Annotated in this window: 16 protein-coding genes and 1 tRNA gene; 7 read left to right on the top strand and 10 right to left on the bottom strand. The window is 66.4% G+C overall.

The window, feature by feature from the left end:
- Nucleotides 1-56: 56 nt before the first annotated feature.
- From SY91_RS09300 to SY91_RS09290, 3 genes are all read left to right on the top strand, one after another.
- On the top strand, nt 57-1,676 hold the full coding sequence (locus tag SY91_RS09300) for an acyl-CoA synthetase (RefSeq protein WP_023475520.1): 1,620 nt from the start codon (nt 57-59) through the stop codon (nt 1,674-1,676).
- Nucleotides 1,677-1,748: 72 nt separating this feature from the next.
- A complete protein-coding gene (locus SY91_RS09295) occupies nt 1,749-2,069 on the top strand; it encodes a DUF2288 domain-containing protein (protein ID WP_012328256.1) in 321 nt (106 codons plus the stop codon).
- A 10-nt stretch (nt 2,070-2,079) separates the two neighbouring features.
- Nucleotides 2,080-3,459 carry an MATE family efflux transporter gene (locus SY91_RS09290; protein ID WP_023475519.1) on the top strand — a complete coding sequence of 460 codons (1,380 nt, stop codon included), beginning with the start codon at nt 2,080-2,082 and terminating at the stop codon, nt 3,457-3,459.
- A 19-nt stretch (nt 3,460-3,478) separates the two neighbouring features.
- Here SY91_RS09290 and SY91_RS09285 read toward each other — a convergent pair whose 3' ends face one another.
- Nucleotides 3,479-3,661: a hypothetical protein gene (locus SY91_RS09285; protein ID WP_023475518.1), complete on the bottom strand. Its 183-nt coding sequence runs from the start codon at nt 3,659-3,661 to the stop codon at nt 3,479-3,481.
- A gap of 136 nt (nt 3,662-3,797) precedes the next feature.
- On the opposite strand from SY91_RS09285, the gene SY91_RS09280 reads away from it, so the two are divergent.
- Nucleotides 3,798-3,968: a hypothetical protein gene (locus SY91_RS09280; RefSeq protein ID WP_006476323.1), complete on the top strand. Its 171-nt coding sequence runs from the start codon at nt 3,798-3,800 to the stop codon at nt 3,966-3,968.
- Nucleotides 3,969-4,172: 204 nt separating this feature from the next.
- Here the strand turns inward: SY91_RS09280 and SY91_RS09275 are convergent, their stop codons facing one another.
- Nucleotides 4,173-4,979 carry a GNAT family N-acetyltransferase gene (locus SY91_RS09275; RefSeq protein WP_012328253.1) on the bottom strand — a complete coding sequence of 269 codons (807 nt, stop codon included), beginning with the start codon at nt 4,977-4,979 and terminating at the stop codon, nt 4,173-4,175.
- A gap of 170 nt (nt 4,980-5,149) precedes the next feature.
- Nucleotides 5,150-5,611 carry a phosphohistidine phosphatase SixA gene (sixA, locus tag SY91_RS09265; protein ID WP_043887064.1) on the bottom strand — a complete coding sequence of 154 codons (462 nt, stop codon included), beginning with the start codon at nt 5,609-5,611 and terminating at the stop codon, nt 5,150-5,152.
- A gap of 160 nt (nt 5,612-5,771) precedes the next feature.
- On the opposite strand from sixA, the gene SY91_RS09260 reads away from it, so the two are divergent.
- A tRNA-Pro gene (locus tag SY91_RS09260) sits at nt 5,772-5,848 on the top strand.
- A gap of 218 nt (nt 5,849-6,066) precedes the next feature.
- Nucleotides 6,067-6,504, top strand: coding sequence for a hypothetical protein (locus SY91_RS09255; RefSeq protein WP_023475517.1), 438 nt, complete (start codon nt 6,067-6,069; stop codon nt 6,502-6,504).
- Nucleotides 6,505-6,627: 123 nt separating this feature from the next.
- Here the strand turns inward: SY91_RS09255 and ppx are convergent, their stop codons facing one another.
- On the bottom strand, nt 6,628-8,142 hold the full coding sequence (gene ppx, locus SY91_RS09250; RefSeq protein WP_011545094.1) for an exopolyphosphatase: 1,515 nt from the start codon (nt 8,140-8,142) through the stop codon (nt 6,628-6,630).
- Between the two features lie 282 nt (nt 8,143-8,424).
- On the opposite strand from ppx, the gene ppk1 reads away from it, so the two are divergent.
- A complete protein-coding gene (gene ppk1, locus SY91_RS09245) occupies nt 8,425-10,488 on the top strand; it encodes a polyphosphate kinase 1 (protein ID WP_006476331.1) in 2,064 nt (687 codons plus the stop codon).
- A 94-nt stretch (nt 10,489-10,582) separates the two neighbouring features.
- Here the strand turns inward: ppk1 and phoR are convergent, their stop codons facing one another.
- From phoR to pstC, 6 genes are read right to left on the bottom strand one after another with little or no spacing between them, the layout of a single operon-like run.
- Nucleotides 10,583-11,902, bottom strand: a complete 1,320-nt coding sequence (gene phoR, locus SY91_RS09240) for a phosphate regulon sensor histidine kinase PhoR (RefSeq protein ID WP_006476332.1) — start codon at nt 11,900-11,902, stop codon at nt 10,583-10,585.
- Between the two features lie 57 nt (nt 11,903-11,959).
- Nucleotides 11,960-12,661 (bottom strand): phosphate regulon transcriptional regulator PhoB, encoded by a 702-nt coding sequence (gene phoB, locus SY91_RS09235; RefSeq protein WP_006750313.1) that lies wholly within the window; start codon nt 12,659-12,661, stop codon nt 11,960-11,962.
- Nucleotides 12,662-12,690: 29 nt separating this feature from the next.
- Entirely contained in the window at nt 12,691-13,395 is a 705-nt protein-coding gene (gene phoU, locus SY91_RS09230; protein WP_006476334.1) for a phosphate signaling complex protein PhoU, read from the bottom strand.
- Between the two features lie 18 nt (nt 13,396-13,413).
- On the bottom strand, nt 13,414-14,262 hold the full coding sequence (gene pstB / locus SY91_RS09225; RefSeq protein ID WP_006490515.1) for a phosphate ABC transporter ATP-binding protein PstB: 849 nt from the start codon (nt 14,260-14,262) through the stop codon (nt 13,414-13,416).
- A gap of 15 nt (nt 14,263-14,277) precedes the next feature.
- Complete coding sequence (pstA, locus tag SY91_RS09220) at nt 14,278-15,171, bottom strand: phosphate ABC transporter permease PstA (protein ID WP_011545091.1); 894 nt, start codon at nt 15,169-15,171, stop codon at nt 14,278-14,280.
- On the bottom strand, nt 15,168-16,154 hold the full coding sequence (gene pstC, locus SY91_RS09215) for a phosphate ABC transporter permease PstC (protein WP_023475515.1): 987 nt from the start codon (nt 16,152-16,154) through the stop codon (nt 15,168-15,170). The genes pstA and pstC overlap by 4 nt, the downstream gene beginning before the upstream one ends.
- Between the last annotated feature and the right edge of the window lie 13 nt (nt 16,155-16,167).

The raw sequence follows: 16,167 nt of genomic DNA, 5'->3' as shown, positions 1-16,167 counted from the left end.
AAATCCTGATGTAAGCCGTTCACCCGACGCCACGCTCGACACCAGGAGAGCACGCGATGCTGCCCGCCGCCGACCGCTACGATCACCTCCTCTCCCGCTTCCGCTGGGACATTCCGGCGCGCTACAACATCGGCGTGGACGTGTGCGACAAATGGGCCGACGGCAGCGGACGCGTCGCGCTGATCCACGAAACGGCGCAAGGCGACGTTTCCCGCCTCACGTTCGACGACCTGAAGCATGCTTCTAACCGGCTCGCGAACAGCTTTGCGCGTGCCGGCCTGCGGCGCGGCGACCGGATCGGCATCTTTCTCGCGCAAGGCCCCGAAACGGCCATCGCACACCTGGCCGCGTACAAGTTCGGCGCGATCGCGGTACCGCTCTTCACGCTGTTCGGCGTCGATGCGCTCGAGTACCGGCTCGCGAACAGCGAGGCGGCCGCGCTCGTCACCGACTCGGCCGGTTACGCGAAGATCGCGCCGCTGCGCGCGCAACTGCCGGCGCTGCATACCGTCTACTGCATCGGCGACGATGCGCCCGACGTGCCCGGCGTGCTGCGCTACGATGCGGCGCTCGCCGCCGAGGCGCCGGATTTCGTGCCGGTGGATACGGCCGCAGACGATCCGGCGCTGATCATCTACACGTCCGGCACGACGGGCAAACCGAAGGGCGCGCTGCACGCGCATCGCGTGCTGCTCGGCCATCTGCCGGGCGTCGAGATGTCGCAGCAGTGCTTCCCGCGCGACGCGCGCCTGTTCTGGACGCCCGCCGACTGGGCATGGATCGGCGGGTTGCTCGACGTGCTGCTGCCGTCATGGCATCACGGCGTGCCGGTGCTCGCGCACCGCTTCGAGAAATTCGACGGCGACGCGGCGTTCGCGCTGATGGCGCGGCACGGCGTCACCCACGCCTTTCTGCCGCCCACCGCGCTGAAGCTGATGCGCGCCGTCGTGGCGCCGCGCGAACGCCACACGCTGGCGCTGAAATCGGTCGCGAGCGGCGGCGAATCGCTCGGCACCGAACTGACGGCATGGGGCCGCGATGCGCTCGGCGTAACGATCAACGAGTTCTACGGGCAAACCGAATGCAACATGGTGCTGTCGTCGTGCGCGGCGCTGTTCGATGCGCGGCCCGGCGCGATCGGCAAGGCGGTGCCCGGTCATGCGGTCGCGATCGTCGATGCGCACGGCACGCCGCTGCCGCCCGGCGTCGAAGGCCGCATCGCGGTGCGCCGCCCCGACCCGGTGATGTTTCTCGAATACTGGCGCAACGCCGACGCGACGCGCGACAAGTTCGCGGGCGACTACCTGCTCACCGGCGATACGGGCACGATCGACGCCGACGGCTTCGTGCGCTTCGTCGGCCGCGACGACGACGTGATCACGAGCGCCGGTTACCGGATCGGCCCCGGCCCGATCGAGGACTGCCTGCTCACGCATCCGGCGGTGCGGATGGCCGCCGTCGTCGGCGTGCCCGACGCGACGCGCACCGAGATCGTCAAGGCGTTCGTCGTGCTGAACCCTGGCCACGTCGGCGACGCCGCGCTCGTCGGCGCGCTGCAGGCACATGTGCGCACGCGGCTCGCCGCCCACGAGTACCCGCGCGCGATCGCGTTCGTCGACGCCCTGCCGATGACCGCGACCGGCAAGATCGTCCGGCGCGCGCTGCGCGACGCGTGAGCGCCCCGCTGCCGCTCGGCCCGCCCGGCCGGATGGTTTATAGTGGCGCCACGCAGTCTTTCCAAGAAACCGATGTCCTCTGATCAACACGCCGCGGGCGCGTCGCACAGCCCGCTCTACGCCAAACTCCTCGGCGAAACCGCCAAGATCGACTGGTGCGATCTCGAACGCTTCTTCGCGCAGGGCAAGCTGCTGTCGATCGCGCGCGACCTCGATCTCGTCAGCGTCGCGGAAGCGGTTGCCAGCGACGATGCCGAACAGGTTACGCGCTGGCTGTCGTCCGGCCTCGTCGCGCGCATGCCGGCCGAAACCGCCGCCGACTACGCGGCGCGCAATCCGGAGCTGTGGGCGGTCGTCGTCTCGCCGTGGGTCTGCGTGCAGGAACGCGCCTGACGCATCCGTCATGTCCGAATCCGCCTTACCGCTCGGGGCCGGCAGCACGTCGGCCGCCGTCACGCATCGGCGCGTCCTCGCGCTCGCGTTCCCGATCGTCCTTGCGAACCTGACCCAGCCGATCCTCGGCGCCGTCGACACGGCCGTCGCCGGCCACCTCGACGGGACGCAATATCTCGGCGGCGTCGCGCTCGGCGGGCTGTTCTTCAATTTCGTGTTCTGGGGCTTCGGCTTCCTGCGGATGGGGACGACCGGCCTCGTCGCGCAGGCGCATGGCGCCGGCGACGCCGCCGGAATCCGCCTGAACCTGCTGCGCGCGCTGATCGTCGCGTTCGCGCTCGGCGCCGCGGTGCTGGCGCTGCAGGTGCCGCTGCTGTCGTTCGCGCTGTCCGCGCTCGGCGGCAGCGATGCCGTCCGCGCGACGGCGCTCGCATACAGCCACGCACGGATCTGGAGCGCACCGTTCGCGCTCGCGAACTACGTGGTGCTCGGCTACCTGCTGGGCGTACAGCGCGTCCGGCTCGCACTCGTCGCGCAGGTGTTCATCAACGCGGTGAACATCGGTGCCGTGCTGCTCTACGTGTACGGCTTCGGCTGGGGCATCGCCGGCATCGGCGCCGCGACCGCCACCGCGGACGCGTGCGGTTTCGCGCTCGGCGCGTGGATGCTGTGGCGGCTGCGGCCGCGCGGCCTTGCACCGCTCGCGGTACGCGCGCTTGCCGACCGCGTCGCGCTCAAGCGGCTGATCGCGCTCAATCGCGACATCTTCCTGCGCACGCTGTGCCTGCTCGGCGCGTTCGGCTGGTTCGCGCATCTCGGCGCAAAACAAGGCGACGCGACGCTCGCCGCGAACGCGCTACTGCTGAATTTCCAGACCTTCATGGCGTACGGCCTCGACGGCTTCGCGCATGCGGCCGAGGCGCTCGTCGGCGCGGCGGCCGGCGCGCGCGATCGCCGCGCCTTCCGGCAAGCCGTGCGCGTCACGCTGTTCTGGTCGGCACTCGGCGCGCTGCTGTTCGCGCTCGTTTACTGGGCGGCGGGCGGCTGGATCGTCGCGCGCCTGACCGACCAGGCCGAGATCCGCGCCGTCGCGCTGCGCTACCTGCCGTGGGCCGCGATCTCGCCGATCGTGTCGGTCTGGGGTTTCCTGCTCGACGGCGTGTTCATCGGCGCCACGCAGACGCAATCGCTGATGCGCGCGATGGTCGTGTCGTTGTCGATTTTCGTCGCGGCGACGCTCGCCGCCGTCGGCACGTTCGGCAATCATGGCCTCTGGTTCGCGCTGCTGCTGTTCATGGCGGCACGCGGCGCGACGCTCGCGCGTTACCTGCCGGCGCTGTTGCGGCGCGTTGGCGCCGCACCGCAAGCCGCGCCCGCGGCCCGCGCGTGACTACGGGCCCGGCCGACCGTTACTGCTGCTGCACGGGTTTCGGCGGCGGCGCGTCGAGCATCGACGGCGGCGTCATGTCGGTCGGCACGCCGTGATAGTCGGCCGGATCTTCCGGCGGGTGACCGCGGCGGGCCTGACGAGGATCGCCGCTGCAGGCGGCAAGAAGGGATGCGGCCAGCACGGCCAGCACGAAACGGGTCATCAGGTAGGGCTCCGGAAAACGGCGCGCCCATCGCACGCCGGGACCGCGCCGAGTCTAGCGGAAATCCGGTTTCGGGGTTGCGCCGCGCATGTCCTACTATGTACGCATGGCGCTGTGCCGTTGAAAGGAGGCTGCCATGTCGTCTGAGGAAATTGCGGGCCTGATCGGCCTGTTCATCGGTCTGATGGTGCTGGTCGCCCTGTCGTACTTCGAGTCGCGCGAATACAAGCGCAGCCACGAAGGCGAAGGGATGATCCACCACTGGATGGCGGAACACCACCTGCTCGACTGGCGGCGCAAGCACTGAGCGCGCCGCTGTCGTCCGGCCCTCCCACGGGCCGTCGCGGACGTGCCGCCACGCGGCACGGTGGCTGTTGCGTATCGCTGAAATTATCGGGGCCCGATACGCAGACACGGGCCGGATACACGAACGCCGTCGCACGGCAGCTACCGTGCGACGGCGTTCGCTTGTGTGCGCCCCACCTCGGAGGTGCGGCGCGATTCGGATCGCTCAGCCCAGGAAGTGGCGGGCGTAGCGCGCGTTGATGTCTGACAGACGGAACAGCGTCAGGAAATCCGCGCAGTTGAAATCGGGATCCCAGGCCGGGGCGCCGCAAATCTTCGCGCCGAGACGCAGGTAACCCTTGATCAGCGGCGGCGGTGCGACGACGGTGCCCGTCTGCAGTTCATCGACAGGCAGGGCCGTGTGCGGGAATGCGCGATACTCGGGCGCCGTCAGCGAGCCCGCCGACAGCGACTGGTACAGATTCGCCGCGTAGTGGCCGCCGTCGGCCATCGACACGCTCGCGCAGCCGAGCATCGTCTCGTAGCCGTTCTGCATCATGTATGCGCCCAGACCGCCCCACAGCGCCATGATGACGGCGCCGCTGCGGTAGTCGCTGTGCACGCACGAGCGGCCGACCTCGACCATCTTGCCGCGCAGGTGCGTGAGGCGCGACAGGTCGAATTCGCCTTCGGCGTACAGGCGGCCGACACGCGCCGCCTGGTGCGGCGGCAGCACGCGGTACGTGCCGACGACTTTCAGCGTGTCGAGATCGCGGACCAGCAGGTGGTCGCAATACACGTCGAACGGATCGACATCGAGACCGGACGGGCCGCTGACCTGCGCGCCCATCTCTTCGGCGAACACGCTGTAGCGCAGGCGCTGGGCTTCGCGCAATTCGTCTTCCGTACGCGCCCATGCGGCGCGCAGGCGATACTCCGATGTGACGGTTTCACTGGCGCGCGGCAGGTGGCGTCGCGACGTGTCGAGGGGCAGCGAGGCAAAAGGGAGCGTAGGCGTCGGCAGTTCTCGCATTAGGCTTTCCTGGTCGTAAGGAATAGGACGACATGCCCGCCAATGTAGTAACCGGCCGTGACCGTTATGTGGCACGACCGTGTCCTTTCAATGACGTGTCGCCGAATTGACTTTAGCAGAAAGCTTGCGAAACCGTACGATCAATCCCTTCAAACCAATTCAGGCGGGCTTTACACCAGTTCCGGCGTCAAAACCGCCCGCAATACGGCCTGCCTGCTGCCGTCGCGCGTGCGGCTCGCCAGCCACACGATTCCGCCCTTCTTGATGCTCCAGCTGTCGTCGCTGCCGGCGACCAACTGCGCGGCAACGCTGCCGAGCGTCGGCTGATGGCCGACGATCACGACCGTCGGTGCGATACCGTCCGGCCAACCGGCCGCCGCCAGCACGTCGTCGACACTGCCGCCCGGCGCGAGGGCGTCGACGGTCCGGTACTGGTCGGTCAGCGCCTCGACGGTCTGCACGGTGCGCGCCGCCGGGCTCGCGACAATCACGGTATTCGTCTCGAGCCGGCCGCGCAGCCATTTGGCCATCGCCTGCGCGTCCTTGCGGCCGCGCACGGTCAGCTGGCGCGCGAGATCGCTCGTCGCGTAGTCTTCGGCTTCCGCGTGGCGCCACAGGATCAGGTTCATCATGACGTTCTCCTTGCTTCGGCGAGCGCCCGCGCGCGCATGCGCGGGGGCGGCCGATCATCCTGTGAATTGTCGCAAATCGCGGACCGCTCGCCGCCGCGGCATTTACCCGCATATCGTGATTGACCGATGCGGTCATTCGACGTTATTATCTTTGGCTCGTCGGAGCGTAGCGCAGCCTGGTAGCGCATCTGATTTGGGATCAGAGGGTCGTAGGTTCGAATCCTATCGCTCCGACCAAGGAATCAAGGGGTTACGGTTGAACACCGTAGCCCCTTTTTCCGTTTACGGGTGTTTTTTACCGGCCCTTGAATCGTCCGCCGTTTTCCGGGCTCGCCGCGATGCGGGCCAAGCCCGGCTCAACCGCCGCGTCGACGCACCCACGCTCCCCCACGAGGCCCGCGCACGGAACTTGCTGGAACACGCGATAATACGTGTGAAACAACCCGCAACCGCGCATGAAAAACAACGTTCTCAAGCCAGCCCTCTGCGCGTCGCTGCTCGTGCTCGCGACCACCGCCGGCACCGCGTCGGCGAAAGCGCTCGACGACGCGCTCGACTGTCATTCGACCGGCCACAAGTTCGTCGCGCCGCTGCTCGCCGCCGGCGACATCCAGTCCGAGCCGATGCACGTCGAATCGAATTCGGTCAACGCGTTCCGCACGAACCGCTCGCTGACGGCCTACGGCTTCGGCGTCTACGTCGTGCTCGGTTACCAGGCGAACGATCCGATCTTCCGTCCGGGCGACGGCACGCCGATCGGCGACTGGGCCTACGGCGTCGTCGTGCGCGGCACGAAGAGCGCGGTCGAGGAAGCCGTGCGCAAGGCCGGCAGCGATGCAACCGTCAAGCAGGCGTTCCCGTTCCTGATCGCGATCGTCTGCTCGTCGGATTGAGCCGACCGTCGGCACCCACGTTGCGCGGCCCTGACGATCGTGCGGCGCCGCGCCTGACGGGCGCCTCACCCGCACATCCATCCACCCGGCGCCCGGAGCACCTCCCGGGCCCGCTATCGCCCGTCACGCGCCGGTATAAACCACGCGATACGGGATACCGACCTTCTCCCACTCCGCCGCCTCCTGGCTGAGGCTGTAGTCGGTCAACGGGTTCTGCTCGACCCAGGCGCTCGGCAGACGCACCTCGTACCCGCCCTTCTTCATCTGCGAAACGGAAATGTCGGGCAGCCCCGCATCGGTCCGGCGCCGGCACAGCAGCGCCGCGAGCCGCAGGCAGAACAGCAGCGGCCATTCGACCTCCCGCGCCTGCGACAGCTTGCCGAGCTTGCCCGCATGGCCGAGCACGAGCGCGGCAAGCCGCGCCTGGTCGGTACGCGAAAAACCCGGCATGTCCGCATTGCTCGCGATATAGGCCGAATGCTTGTGATACGCGCTGTGCGAGATCGACAGGCCGATCTCGTGCAATGCGGCCGCCCAGCCGAGGAACATCCGCCCTTCCTCGCGCGCTTCCTCGTCGTCTTCCTCGAGCTCGTCGTAAAAACGCGCGGCGAGCGCCCCGATCCGCTCGGCCTGTGCGCGATCGACGCCGTAGCGGCGTGTGAAACCCTCGACGGTCACCGCGCGCATGTCCTCGTGCTGGGTCCGGCCGAGCAGGTCGTACAGCACGCCGAGGCGCAGCGCGCCGTCGGTCGTGTCGACGTAGTCGACGCCCAGCTCCTCGAACACCGCCAGCATGATCGCCAGGCCGCCCGCGAGTACCGGCACGCGGTCGGGCTTCAGCGCGATCAGCTTCAGCCGGTTGACGTTCTCCGACTTGATCAGCGCACGCTTCAGCCGCTCCAGGCCGCCGCGCGAAATGCCGTGCGTGATGCCCGGATCGTTGAAGCCGTTCGCCTCGACGAGCTCGGCGAGCGCGCGTGCGGTGCCGGACGAGCCGATCGCCTGGTCCCAGCCAGCCTTCTTGTATTCGCTCGAAATGATCTGGATCTCGCGCTTGGCCGCGAGTTCGGCCTGCCGCATCGTGTATTCGTCGACGTTGCCGGCCGGAAAGAAGGTGCGGCTATGGCTCACGCAACCGATATAGAGGCTCTCCATCACGATCGGCGTGTAGTGCGAGCCGATGATGAATTCGGTCGAGCCGCCGCCGATGTCGACGACGAGCCGCTTGCCGGCGCTCGCCGGCACCGAGTGCGCGGCGCCCGCATAGATCAGGCGCGCCTCTTCGCGGCCCGCGATCACTTCGATCGGGAACCCGAGCGCCGCCTCGGCCTCGCCGAGGAATTCGGCGGCGTTCTTCGCGACGCGCAGCGTGTTGGTCGCCACCGCGCGCACATGATCGGGATGGAAATCGCGCAGGCGCTCGCCGAACCGCTTGAGCGCCTCCCAGCCACGCTCCTGCGACGCGCGATCGAGCATCTTGTCGCTCGACAGGCCCGCGGCGAGCCGAACCGGCTCGCGCAGCGCGTCGACGGGATAGATCTGGCTGCCCGCCGGCGTTTCCTCGACGCGCCCGACGATCAGCCGGAAGCTGTTCGAGCCGAGATCCACGGCAGCCAGCAAGTGGGGAGTTGTAACCATCAGAAGGGGGCTCCGTGCGCGTTCTTCCGCGGCAGCCGTTCCTCCGGCAACCGCGGGCGATCAATCAAAGGCGACATTTTAAGCGTGGAACGCTTGCCGTTGCCACGCTTCACGGGCATGCACACTGCTCGATTCCATATAGCCGAAACATTTATGCGACGAAAGGGTTACGGCGTAGAATTTCCCGATATAAAACCATTATTGTCATCAGCACGTCATCGTACCGTGAGAGTTTCCGAGCGTCCTTTCGAATCATCGCCTGAATTACCTCCTACTCTGCCGATGTCCGTCCGTTACCCGCTTCTCAACCGTGAACTCGGCATCCTCGGTTTCAACGAGCGCGTGCTGGCCCAGGCGGCCGATCCGCAAGTCCCTTTGCTCGAGCGCCTGCGCTTCATCTGCATCACCAGCAGCAACCTCGACGAATTCTTCGAAGTCCGGATGGCCGGCCTTCAGGAGCAGATCCGCGACAATCCCGGCGCGCTGACGCCCGACGGCATGTCGCTGCAGCACGCTTACGATCTCGTCGTCGAACGCGCGCAGCGGCTCGTGCATCGACAGTACACGATGCTGCACGAAACCGTGCTGCCGGCGCTCGAACAGGAAGGCATCTACTTCCACGCGAGCGACTCGTGGAACGACGAGCAACTCGAATGGGCGCGACGCTACTTCCTCGACGAACTGCTGCCGGTGCTGACGCCGATCGGCCTCGATCCGGCCCACCCGTTCCCGCGCGTGCTGAACAAGAGCCTGAACTTCGTCGTCGAGCTCGAAGGCCGCGACGCGTTCGGCCGCCAGGCCGTGATGGGCATCGTGCAGGCGCCGCGCGCGCTGCCGCGCGTCGTGCGCATGCCGCATGCGCTGTCGGGTTTCGAGCACGGCTTCGTGCTGCTGAGCTCGTTCATGCAGCGCTTCGTCGGCGAACTCTTCCCGCAACTCGTCGTGAAGAGCTGCAACCAGTTCCGCATCACGCGCAACAGCGAGCTGTTCGTCGACGAAGACGAAATCACGAACCTGCGTGTCGCGCTGCAGGGCGAACTGCCCGCGCGCCACCTCGGCAACGCGGTGCGCCTCGAAGTGTCGGCCGACACGCCGCTGCACATCGTGCGGCGCCTGCTCGAGGAAAGCGAACTCGGCGACAAGGACTGCTACCGCGTGGCCGGGTCCGTGAACCTCGTGCGCCTGATGCAGATTCCCGACCTCGTCGACCGCCCGGACCTGAAGTTCACGCCGTTCACCGCATCGACCCCCGCGGTAATCGCCAACGCGCCGACGATGTTCGACGCGATCGACGCCGGCGACATCCTGCTGCACCACCCGTACGAGAGCTTCCAGCCCGTGCTCGAACTGCTGCAGCAGGCCGCGAGAGACCCGAGCGTCGTCGCGATCAAGCAGACGATCTATCGCACCGGCACCGACTCGCCGCTGATGGACGCGCTGATGGAAGCCGCGCGCAACGGCAAGGAAGTGACCGTCGTCGTCGAGCTGCTCGCGCGCTTCGACGAGGAAACCAACATCAACTGGGCGTCGCAGCTCGAAGCCGTCGGCGCGCATGTCGTGTACGGCGTGGTCGGCCACAAGTGCCACGCGAAGATGATGCTGATCGTGCGACGCGTCGTGCAGGCCGGCAAGGCGTCGCTGCGCCGCTACGTGCATCTCGGCACCGGCAACTACCATCCGCGCACCGCGCGCCTCTACACCGACTTCGGGCTGATGACGGCCGACCAGAAGATCTGCGAGGACGTGCATCACGTGTTCCAGCAACTGACCGGGATCGGCGGCGAACTGACGCTGCACGAGCTGTGGCAGTCGCCGTTCACGCTGCATCCGCGCATCATCGAGTCGATCCGCGCGGAGATCGACAATGCGCAGGCCGGCAAGCGCGCGCGCATCGTCGCGAAAATGAACGCGCTGCTGGAGCCGTCGGTGATCGCCGCGCTGTACGAAGCGTCGCAGGCCGGCGTCAAGGTCGACCTGATCGTGCGCGGCGTCTGCGCGCTGAAGCCCGGTGTGCCGGGGCTGTCGGAAAACATCACGGTGCGCTCGATCGTCGGCCGCTTCCTCGAACACCACCGCATCTACTATTTCCATGCGGGCGGCGCCGAGGACGTCTATCTGTCGAGCGCCGACTGGATGGACCGCAACCTGTTCCGCCGCGTCGAAGTCGCGTTCCCGATCCGCGAGCGCAAGCTCAAGCGGCGCGTGATCGCCGAAGGACTGTCGGTGTGCCTCGGCGACAACCAGTCGGCATGGCAGATGCACAGCGACGGTCACTATCGCCGGCGCCGCACCGGCAAGACGATCCGCAACGCGCAGCTCGGGTTGCTCGCGAAGTTCTGTTCGTGAACCGTCGGCGCGATGCAGATCGCGCCGACGCATCGCCATGAAAAAAAGCAGCCCGCGGGCTGCTTTTTTTGAACGCCGACGAGCCGCTACACGATCATGCTTCGTAAGCAGCCGGCCGGATCGCGATGACGCGCGAGCCAGGGAACCGCGCGGTGAACGTACTGCCGCGCCCTTCCTCGCTCTGCACGTACAGATGCGCATCGTGCCGCTGCAGCACGTGCTTGACGATCGCGAGCCCGAGGCCCGTGCCGCCGGTATCGCGCGAACGGCTGCGGTCGACCCGGTAGAAGCGCTCGGTGAGCCGCGGCAAATCGGCGGCCGGAATCCCGAAGCCGCTGTCCGTGACGGAAAACACGCCTTGCGCGCCCTCGCGCCGCCACGACACGACGATCTTGCCGCCGTCCGGCGTATAGCGGATCGCGTTCGTGACGAGATTCGCGAACGCGCTGAACAACTCCGTCTGAGCCCCCGTGACGCCGAGCGTCTCGTCGATCGAGAACGCGATGTCGTGATGCCCGTTCGACAGCGTCTGCGCATCCTCCTTCAGATGATCGAACACCGCCCGCATGTCGATCGCGTGATCGACCGGCGGCTTGCTCTCGCCTTCCAGCTTCGCGAGCACCAGCAGGTCGGTCACGATGTGCCGCATGCGCGACGCCTGCTGCTCCATCATGTCGAGATAGCGCGCGCGGTCCTCCTCGTTCAGCGGCAGCTCACGCATCGTCTCCAGGAAACCCGACAGCACCGTGAGCGGCGTCTTCAGCTCGTGCGACACGTTCGCGACGAAGTCGCGCCGCATCGCGTCGGTGCGTTCGAGCTCGGTGATGTCCTGCGTGAGCAGCAGCTTGCGGTTCTCGCCGTACGGAAACACCTGCACGGCCAGCACGTTCTGTCGCGAATCGCCCATGCCGCGCATCAGCAGCGTCTCGTCGTAATGCTGCGCATTGAGGTAGCGGACGAAATCGGGGTGGCGCACCAGGTTCGTGATGTGCTGGCGCAGGTCGCGCTTCGCATCGAGGCCGAAATGGACTTCGGCGATCGCGTTGCACCACTCGATCTGGTCATGGTCGTCGAGCATCGCGACACCGTTCGGCGAGGCCTGGATCGCCTGGATGAAACGCGAGTGCTGCTGTTCGACCTGCCGCACCTGCGCATGCCACTGCTTCGCGAGCTTGTGCAGCCGATAGTAGATCTCGCCCCAGATGCCCGGCGCGCTCGGCACCTCGCCGTAGACGGGCGCATCGAGCAGGCGCCACAGACGCTGCGTATGGAAGGTGCTGAAAAAGCCCTGCGCGACCAGCATCACGACCACGAACACGAGGCCCGCGGTCGGGCCGGCGAAGACGCCGACCAATACGCCGATCAGCACGAGCAGCACGAGCGACACCAGAAAGCGCGCCCAGATGATGTTCATGATTCAGCGTCCGAAAGAAGGAACGGCACGCCGCGTCACGCGGCATGCCCGAATACGTTACGCGTGCTTGGCGAGGCGGTAGCCGCTGCCGCGCACGGTTTCGATCATCGCATCGCAGCCGGCCGGTTTCAAGGCCGCGCGCAATCGTTTGATGTGCACGTCGACGGTACGCTCCTCGACGAACACGTGGTCGCCCCACACCTGGTCGAGCAGCTGCGTGCGGCTGTGCACGCGCTCCGGATGCGTCATGAAGAAATGCAGCAGGCGGAACTCGGTCGGGCCGAGATCGAGCTTGATCTCGCTGCCGTCGCCGTGCGCGGCGACGCGATGCGTGGCCGGGTCGAGGCGCAGCCCGTTGATCGACACGACGTCCTCGGTCAGCTGCGGCGCGCGGCGGCGCAGCACGGCCTTGATGCGCGCCATCAGTTCCTTCGGCGAGAACGGCTTCGTCACGTAATCGTCCGCGCCGATTTCGAGGCCGAGCACCTTGTCCTGCTCGTCGCCGCGGGCGGTGAGCATGATGATCGGGATGTGCTTGGTCCGTTCGTTGTTGCGCAGGTCGCGCGCGAACGCGATGCCGGACTTGCCCGGCAGCATCCAGTCGAGCAGCACGAGATCGGGCAGCACGTCGCTGATCAGGTTCTGCGCCTGTTCGGCGTTGTAAGCGCGGATCGGGCAGTGACCGGCGTGCTGGAGATTCACCGAGATCAGTTCGGAAATCGCGGGCTCATCTTCAACGACGAGAATGTTGCTGGGCATCGGCACCTCTGTTCTTCCTATGGAGTCGATTAACTGTTGGCTTCGCGATCGAGCGTGTCGCGCGGCTGGTGCCGCACGTCGGTGCCCTTCACGATGTAGATGATGAATTCGGCGATGTTCTTCGCGTGGTCGCCGATCCGTTCGATCGCCTTCGCGATGAACAGGTAGTCGAGGCCGACCGAGATCGTGCGCGGATCTTCCTGCATGTACGACACGAGCTTGCGCACGAACGCGCGAAATTCCATGTCGATTTCCTTGTCGTCCTTGACGATCTGCGCGGCGGCCACCGTATCGAGGCGCGCGAACGCGTCGAGCGCGCGGCGCAGGATCGTCACGGCCATCTCGCCCGACACCTTGATCTCGGCGATGTTGACCGCACGCGCGGCCGGCTCGTCGACCAGGCGGCGCACGCGCTTGGCGATCTTCTCTGCCTCGTCGCCGGCGCGCTCGAGGTTCGTAATCGTTTTCGAAATCGACATCAAAAGACGCAGGTCACGTGCGGCAGGCTGTCTCCGCGCGATGATGTTGCCGCATTCCTGGTCGATGTCCACTTCCATCGCGTTCAGCGTTTCCTCGGCCGCGATCACCTTCTCGGCCGTATCGCGATCGAATTCGTTCAGCGCGCGCATCGCGCCGACGATCTGCGACTCCACGAGTCCGCCCATTTCCAGCACTTTCGACGACACGGCATTCAGGTCCGCGTCGAACTGGCTCGACAGATGTTTATCCGACATGGTTGTTGTTCTCCGTCATCAGCCGAAGCGGCCGGTGATGTAGTCTTCCGTTTCCTTGCGCACCGGCTTGATGAAGATCTTTTCGGTCTCGCCGAACTCGATCAGCTCGCCCAGGTACATGTAGGCCGTGTAATCCGAGCAGCGTGCGGCCTGCTGCATGTTGTGCGTGACGATCACGACCGTGTAGTCGCTCTTCAGCTCCGCGATCAGCTCTTCGATGCGGCCCGTCGAGATCGGGTCGAGCGCCGAGCACGGCTCGTCGAGCAGCAGCACTTCCGGACGGATCGCGATGCCGCGCGCGATGCACAGACGCTGCTGCTGGCCGCCCGACAGCCCATAGCCGCTCTGGCCCAGCTTGTCCTTCACTTCGTTCCACAGCGCGGCCTTCGTGAGCGCCCACTCGACGCGGTCGTCCATTTCCGAACGCGTGAGCTTTTCGAACATCTTCACGCCGAACGCGATGTTGTCGTAGATCGACATCGGGAACGGGGTCGGCTTCTGGAACACCATGCCGATCCGCGCGCGCAGCAGCGAGATGTCGCGCTTCGTCGTCAGCAGGTTCTCGCCGTCCATCAGGATTTCGCCTTCGGCGCGCTGCTCCGGATAGAGCGCGAACATCTTGTTGAACGTGCGCAGCAGCGTCGACTTGCCGCAGCCCGACGGGCCGATGAACGCCGTCACCTTCCCTTCGGGAATGCGCAGGTTGATGTTCTTCAGCGCGTGGAACTTGTTGTAGAAGAAGTTGAGGTTGTTGACCTCGATCTTCGCGTTCAGCGGCGCGAGCGGACGGCCGTGCGCCGCGTCTTGCGTGCCGGCGGGCGCAGCGGTGCGCTCGACGGGATTCAGGTGGCTTTCTGCCATATTCATCGGATTGCTCCGCCGTTACTTTTTCGAGAAGATCGAGCGCGCCAGGACGTTCAGTCCGAGCACCCCGAGCGTAATCAGGAACACGCCCGCCCACGCGAGCGACTGCCATTCCGCGAACGGGCTCATCGCGAACTTGTAGATCGTGACCGGCAGGTTCGCCATCGGCTGGCTCATGTCCCACGAGAAGAACTGGTTCGACAGCGCGGTGAACAGCAGCGGCGCCGTTTCGCCGGCGATCCGCGCGACCGCGAGCAGTACGCCCGTCACGATCCCGCCAACCGATGCGCGCAGCGTGATCTTCAGCACCATGCGCCACTTCGGCGTGCCGAGCGCGACGGCCGCTTCGCGCAGCGCATTCGGCACGAGCTTCAGCATGTTCTCGGTCGTGCGGATCACGATCGGGATCTGCAGCAGCGCCAGTGCGATCACGCCGGCCCAGCCCGAGAAGCGCCCCGACTTCGCGACGACGATCGCGTACACGAACAGGCCGATGACGATCGACGGCGCGGACAGCAGGATGTCGTTGATGAAGCGGATCGTGCTGGCCAGCAGGTTCTTCTGCCCGTATTCGGCGAGATAGACGCCCGCGAGGATACCGATCGGCGTGCCGACCAGCGTGCCGAAGCCGCACAGCAGCAGGCTGCCGACGATCGCGTTCGCGAGGCCGCCGCCTTCGGTGTTCGGCGCCGGCGTCGATTCGGTGAACAGTTGCAGCGACAGGCCGCCGACGCCGAGATGCACCGTCGTGTAGAGAATCCACACGAGCCACAGCAGGCCGAACGCCATCGCGCCGAGCGACGCGGTGAGCGCGATCGCGTTGACAGCCTTGCGCTTGCGCTGCAGGCGGTTGCGCATCGCGTCGAGCGCGGCGCCGTCCGGCCCCGGGAAATTCATGATGGGCTCGCTCATTTCTTGCCCTCTCCCTTCTCGAGACGAAGCAGCAGCAGTTTGGAGATGGACAGCACGATGAACGTGATCACGAACAGGATCAGGCCGAGTTCCATCAGCGCCGACGTATGCAGGCCCGGCTGCGCTTCCGCGAATTCGTTCGCGAGCGCCGACGTGATGCTGTTGCCCGGCGCGAACAGCGACACGCTGTCGAGCAGGTTGGTGTTGCCGATCACGAAGGTCACGGCCATCGTTTCGCCGAGCGCGCGGCCGAGGCCGAGCATCACGCCGCCGATCACGCCGGTCTTCGTGTAGGGCAGCACGACCTTCCACATCACTTCCCAGGTCGTGCAGCCGATCCCGTATGCCGATTCCTTCAGCAGCACCGGCGTGACCTCGAACACGTCGCGCATCACCGATGCGATGTACGGGATGATCATGATCGCGAGGATCACGCCGGCCGCGAGGATGCCGATGCCGATCGGCGCGCCGGACGTCAGCGGGCCGAGCACCCACACGTCCTTGAGCAGGCGGCCGAGCGGCTTCTGGAAGTATTCGGCGAAGATCGGCGCGAACACGAGCAGACCCCACATGCCGTACACGATCGACGGAATCGCGGCGAGCAGCTCGATCGCGATGCCGAGCGGACGGCGCAGCCACACGGGCGCCAGCTCGGTGAGGAACAGTGCGATGCCGAAACTGACCGGCACCGCGATGACGAGTGCGATCAGCGACGTCACGATCGTGCCGTAGATCGGCACGAGTGCGCCGTAGATGTCCGAGTTGGGGTCCCACTCGGATTGCCACAGGAAGCCGACGCCGAACTTCTGGATGGTCGGCAACGACGCAATGATCAGGGAAACGATGATCCCGCCCAGCAGTAGCAGGGTCACGATCGCGGCCAGCCGCGCAAGGCCGCCGAACAGGACATCCCCGAGACGGCTCGGCGCGCGCTGCTGCGCGCTGTCGGGCGATCGGGAGGACGTGTATGAAATATCAGACATGGGTGCCTGCTTT

The sequence above is a fragment of the Burkholderia cenocepacia genome (assembly GCF_014211915.1).
Taxonomy (GTDB): domain Bacteria; phylum Pseudomonadota; class Gammaproteobacteria; order Burkholderiales; family Burkholderiaceae; genus Burkholderia; species Burkholderia orbicola.
The sequence above is the reverse complement of the archived record's forward strand: the minus strand, read 5'-3'. Positions and strand labels throughout refer to the sequence as shown.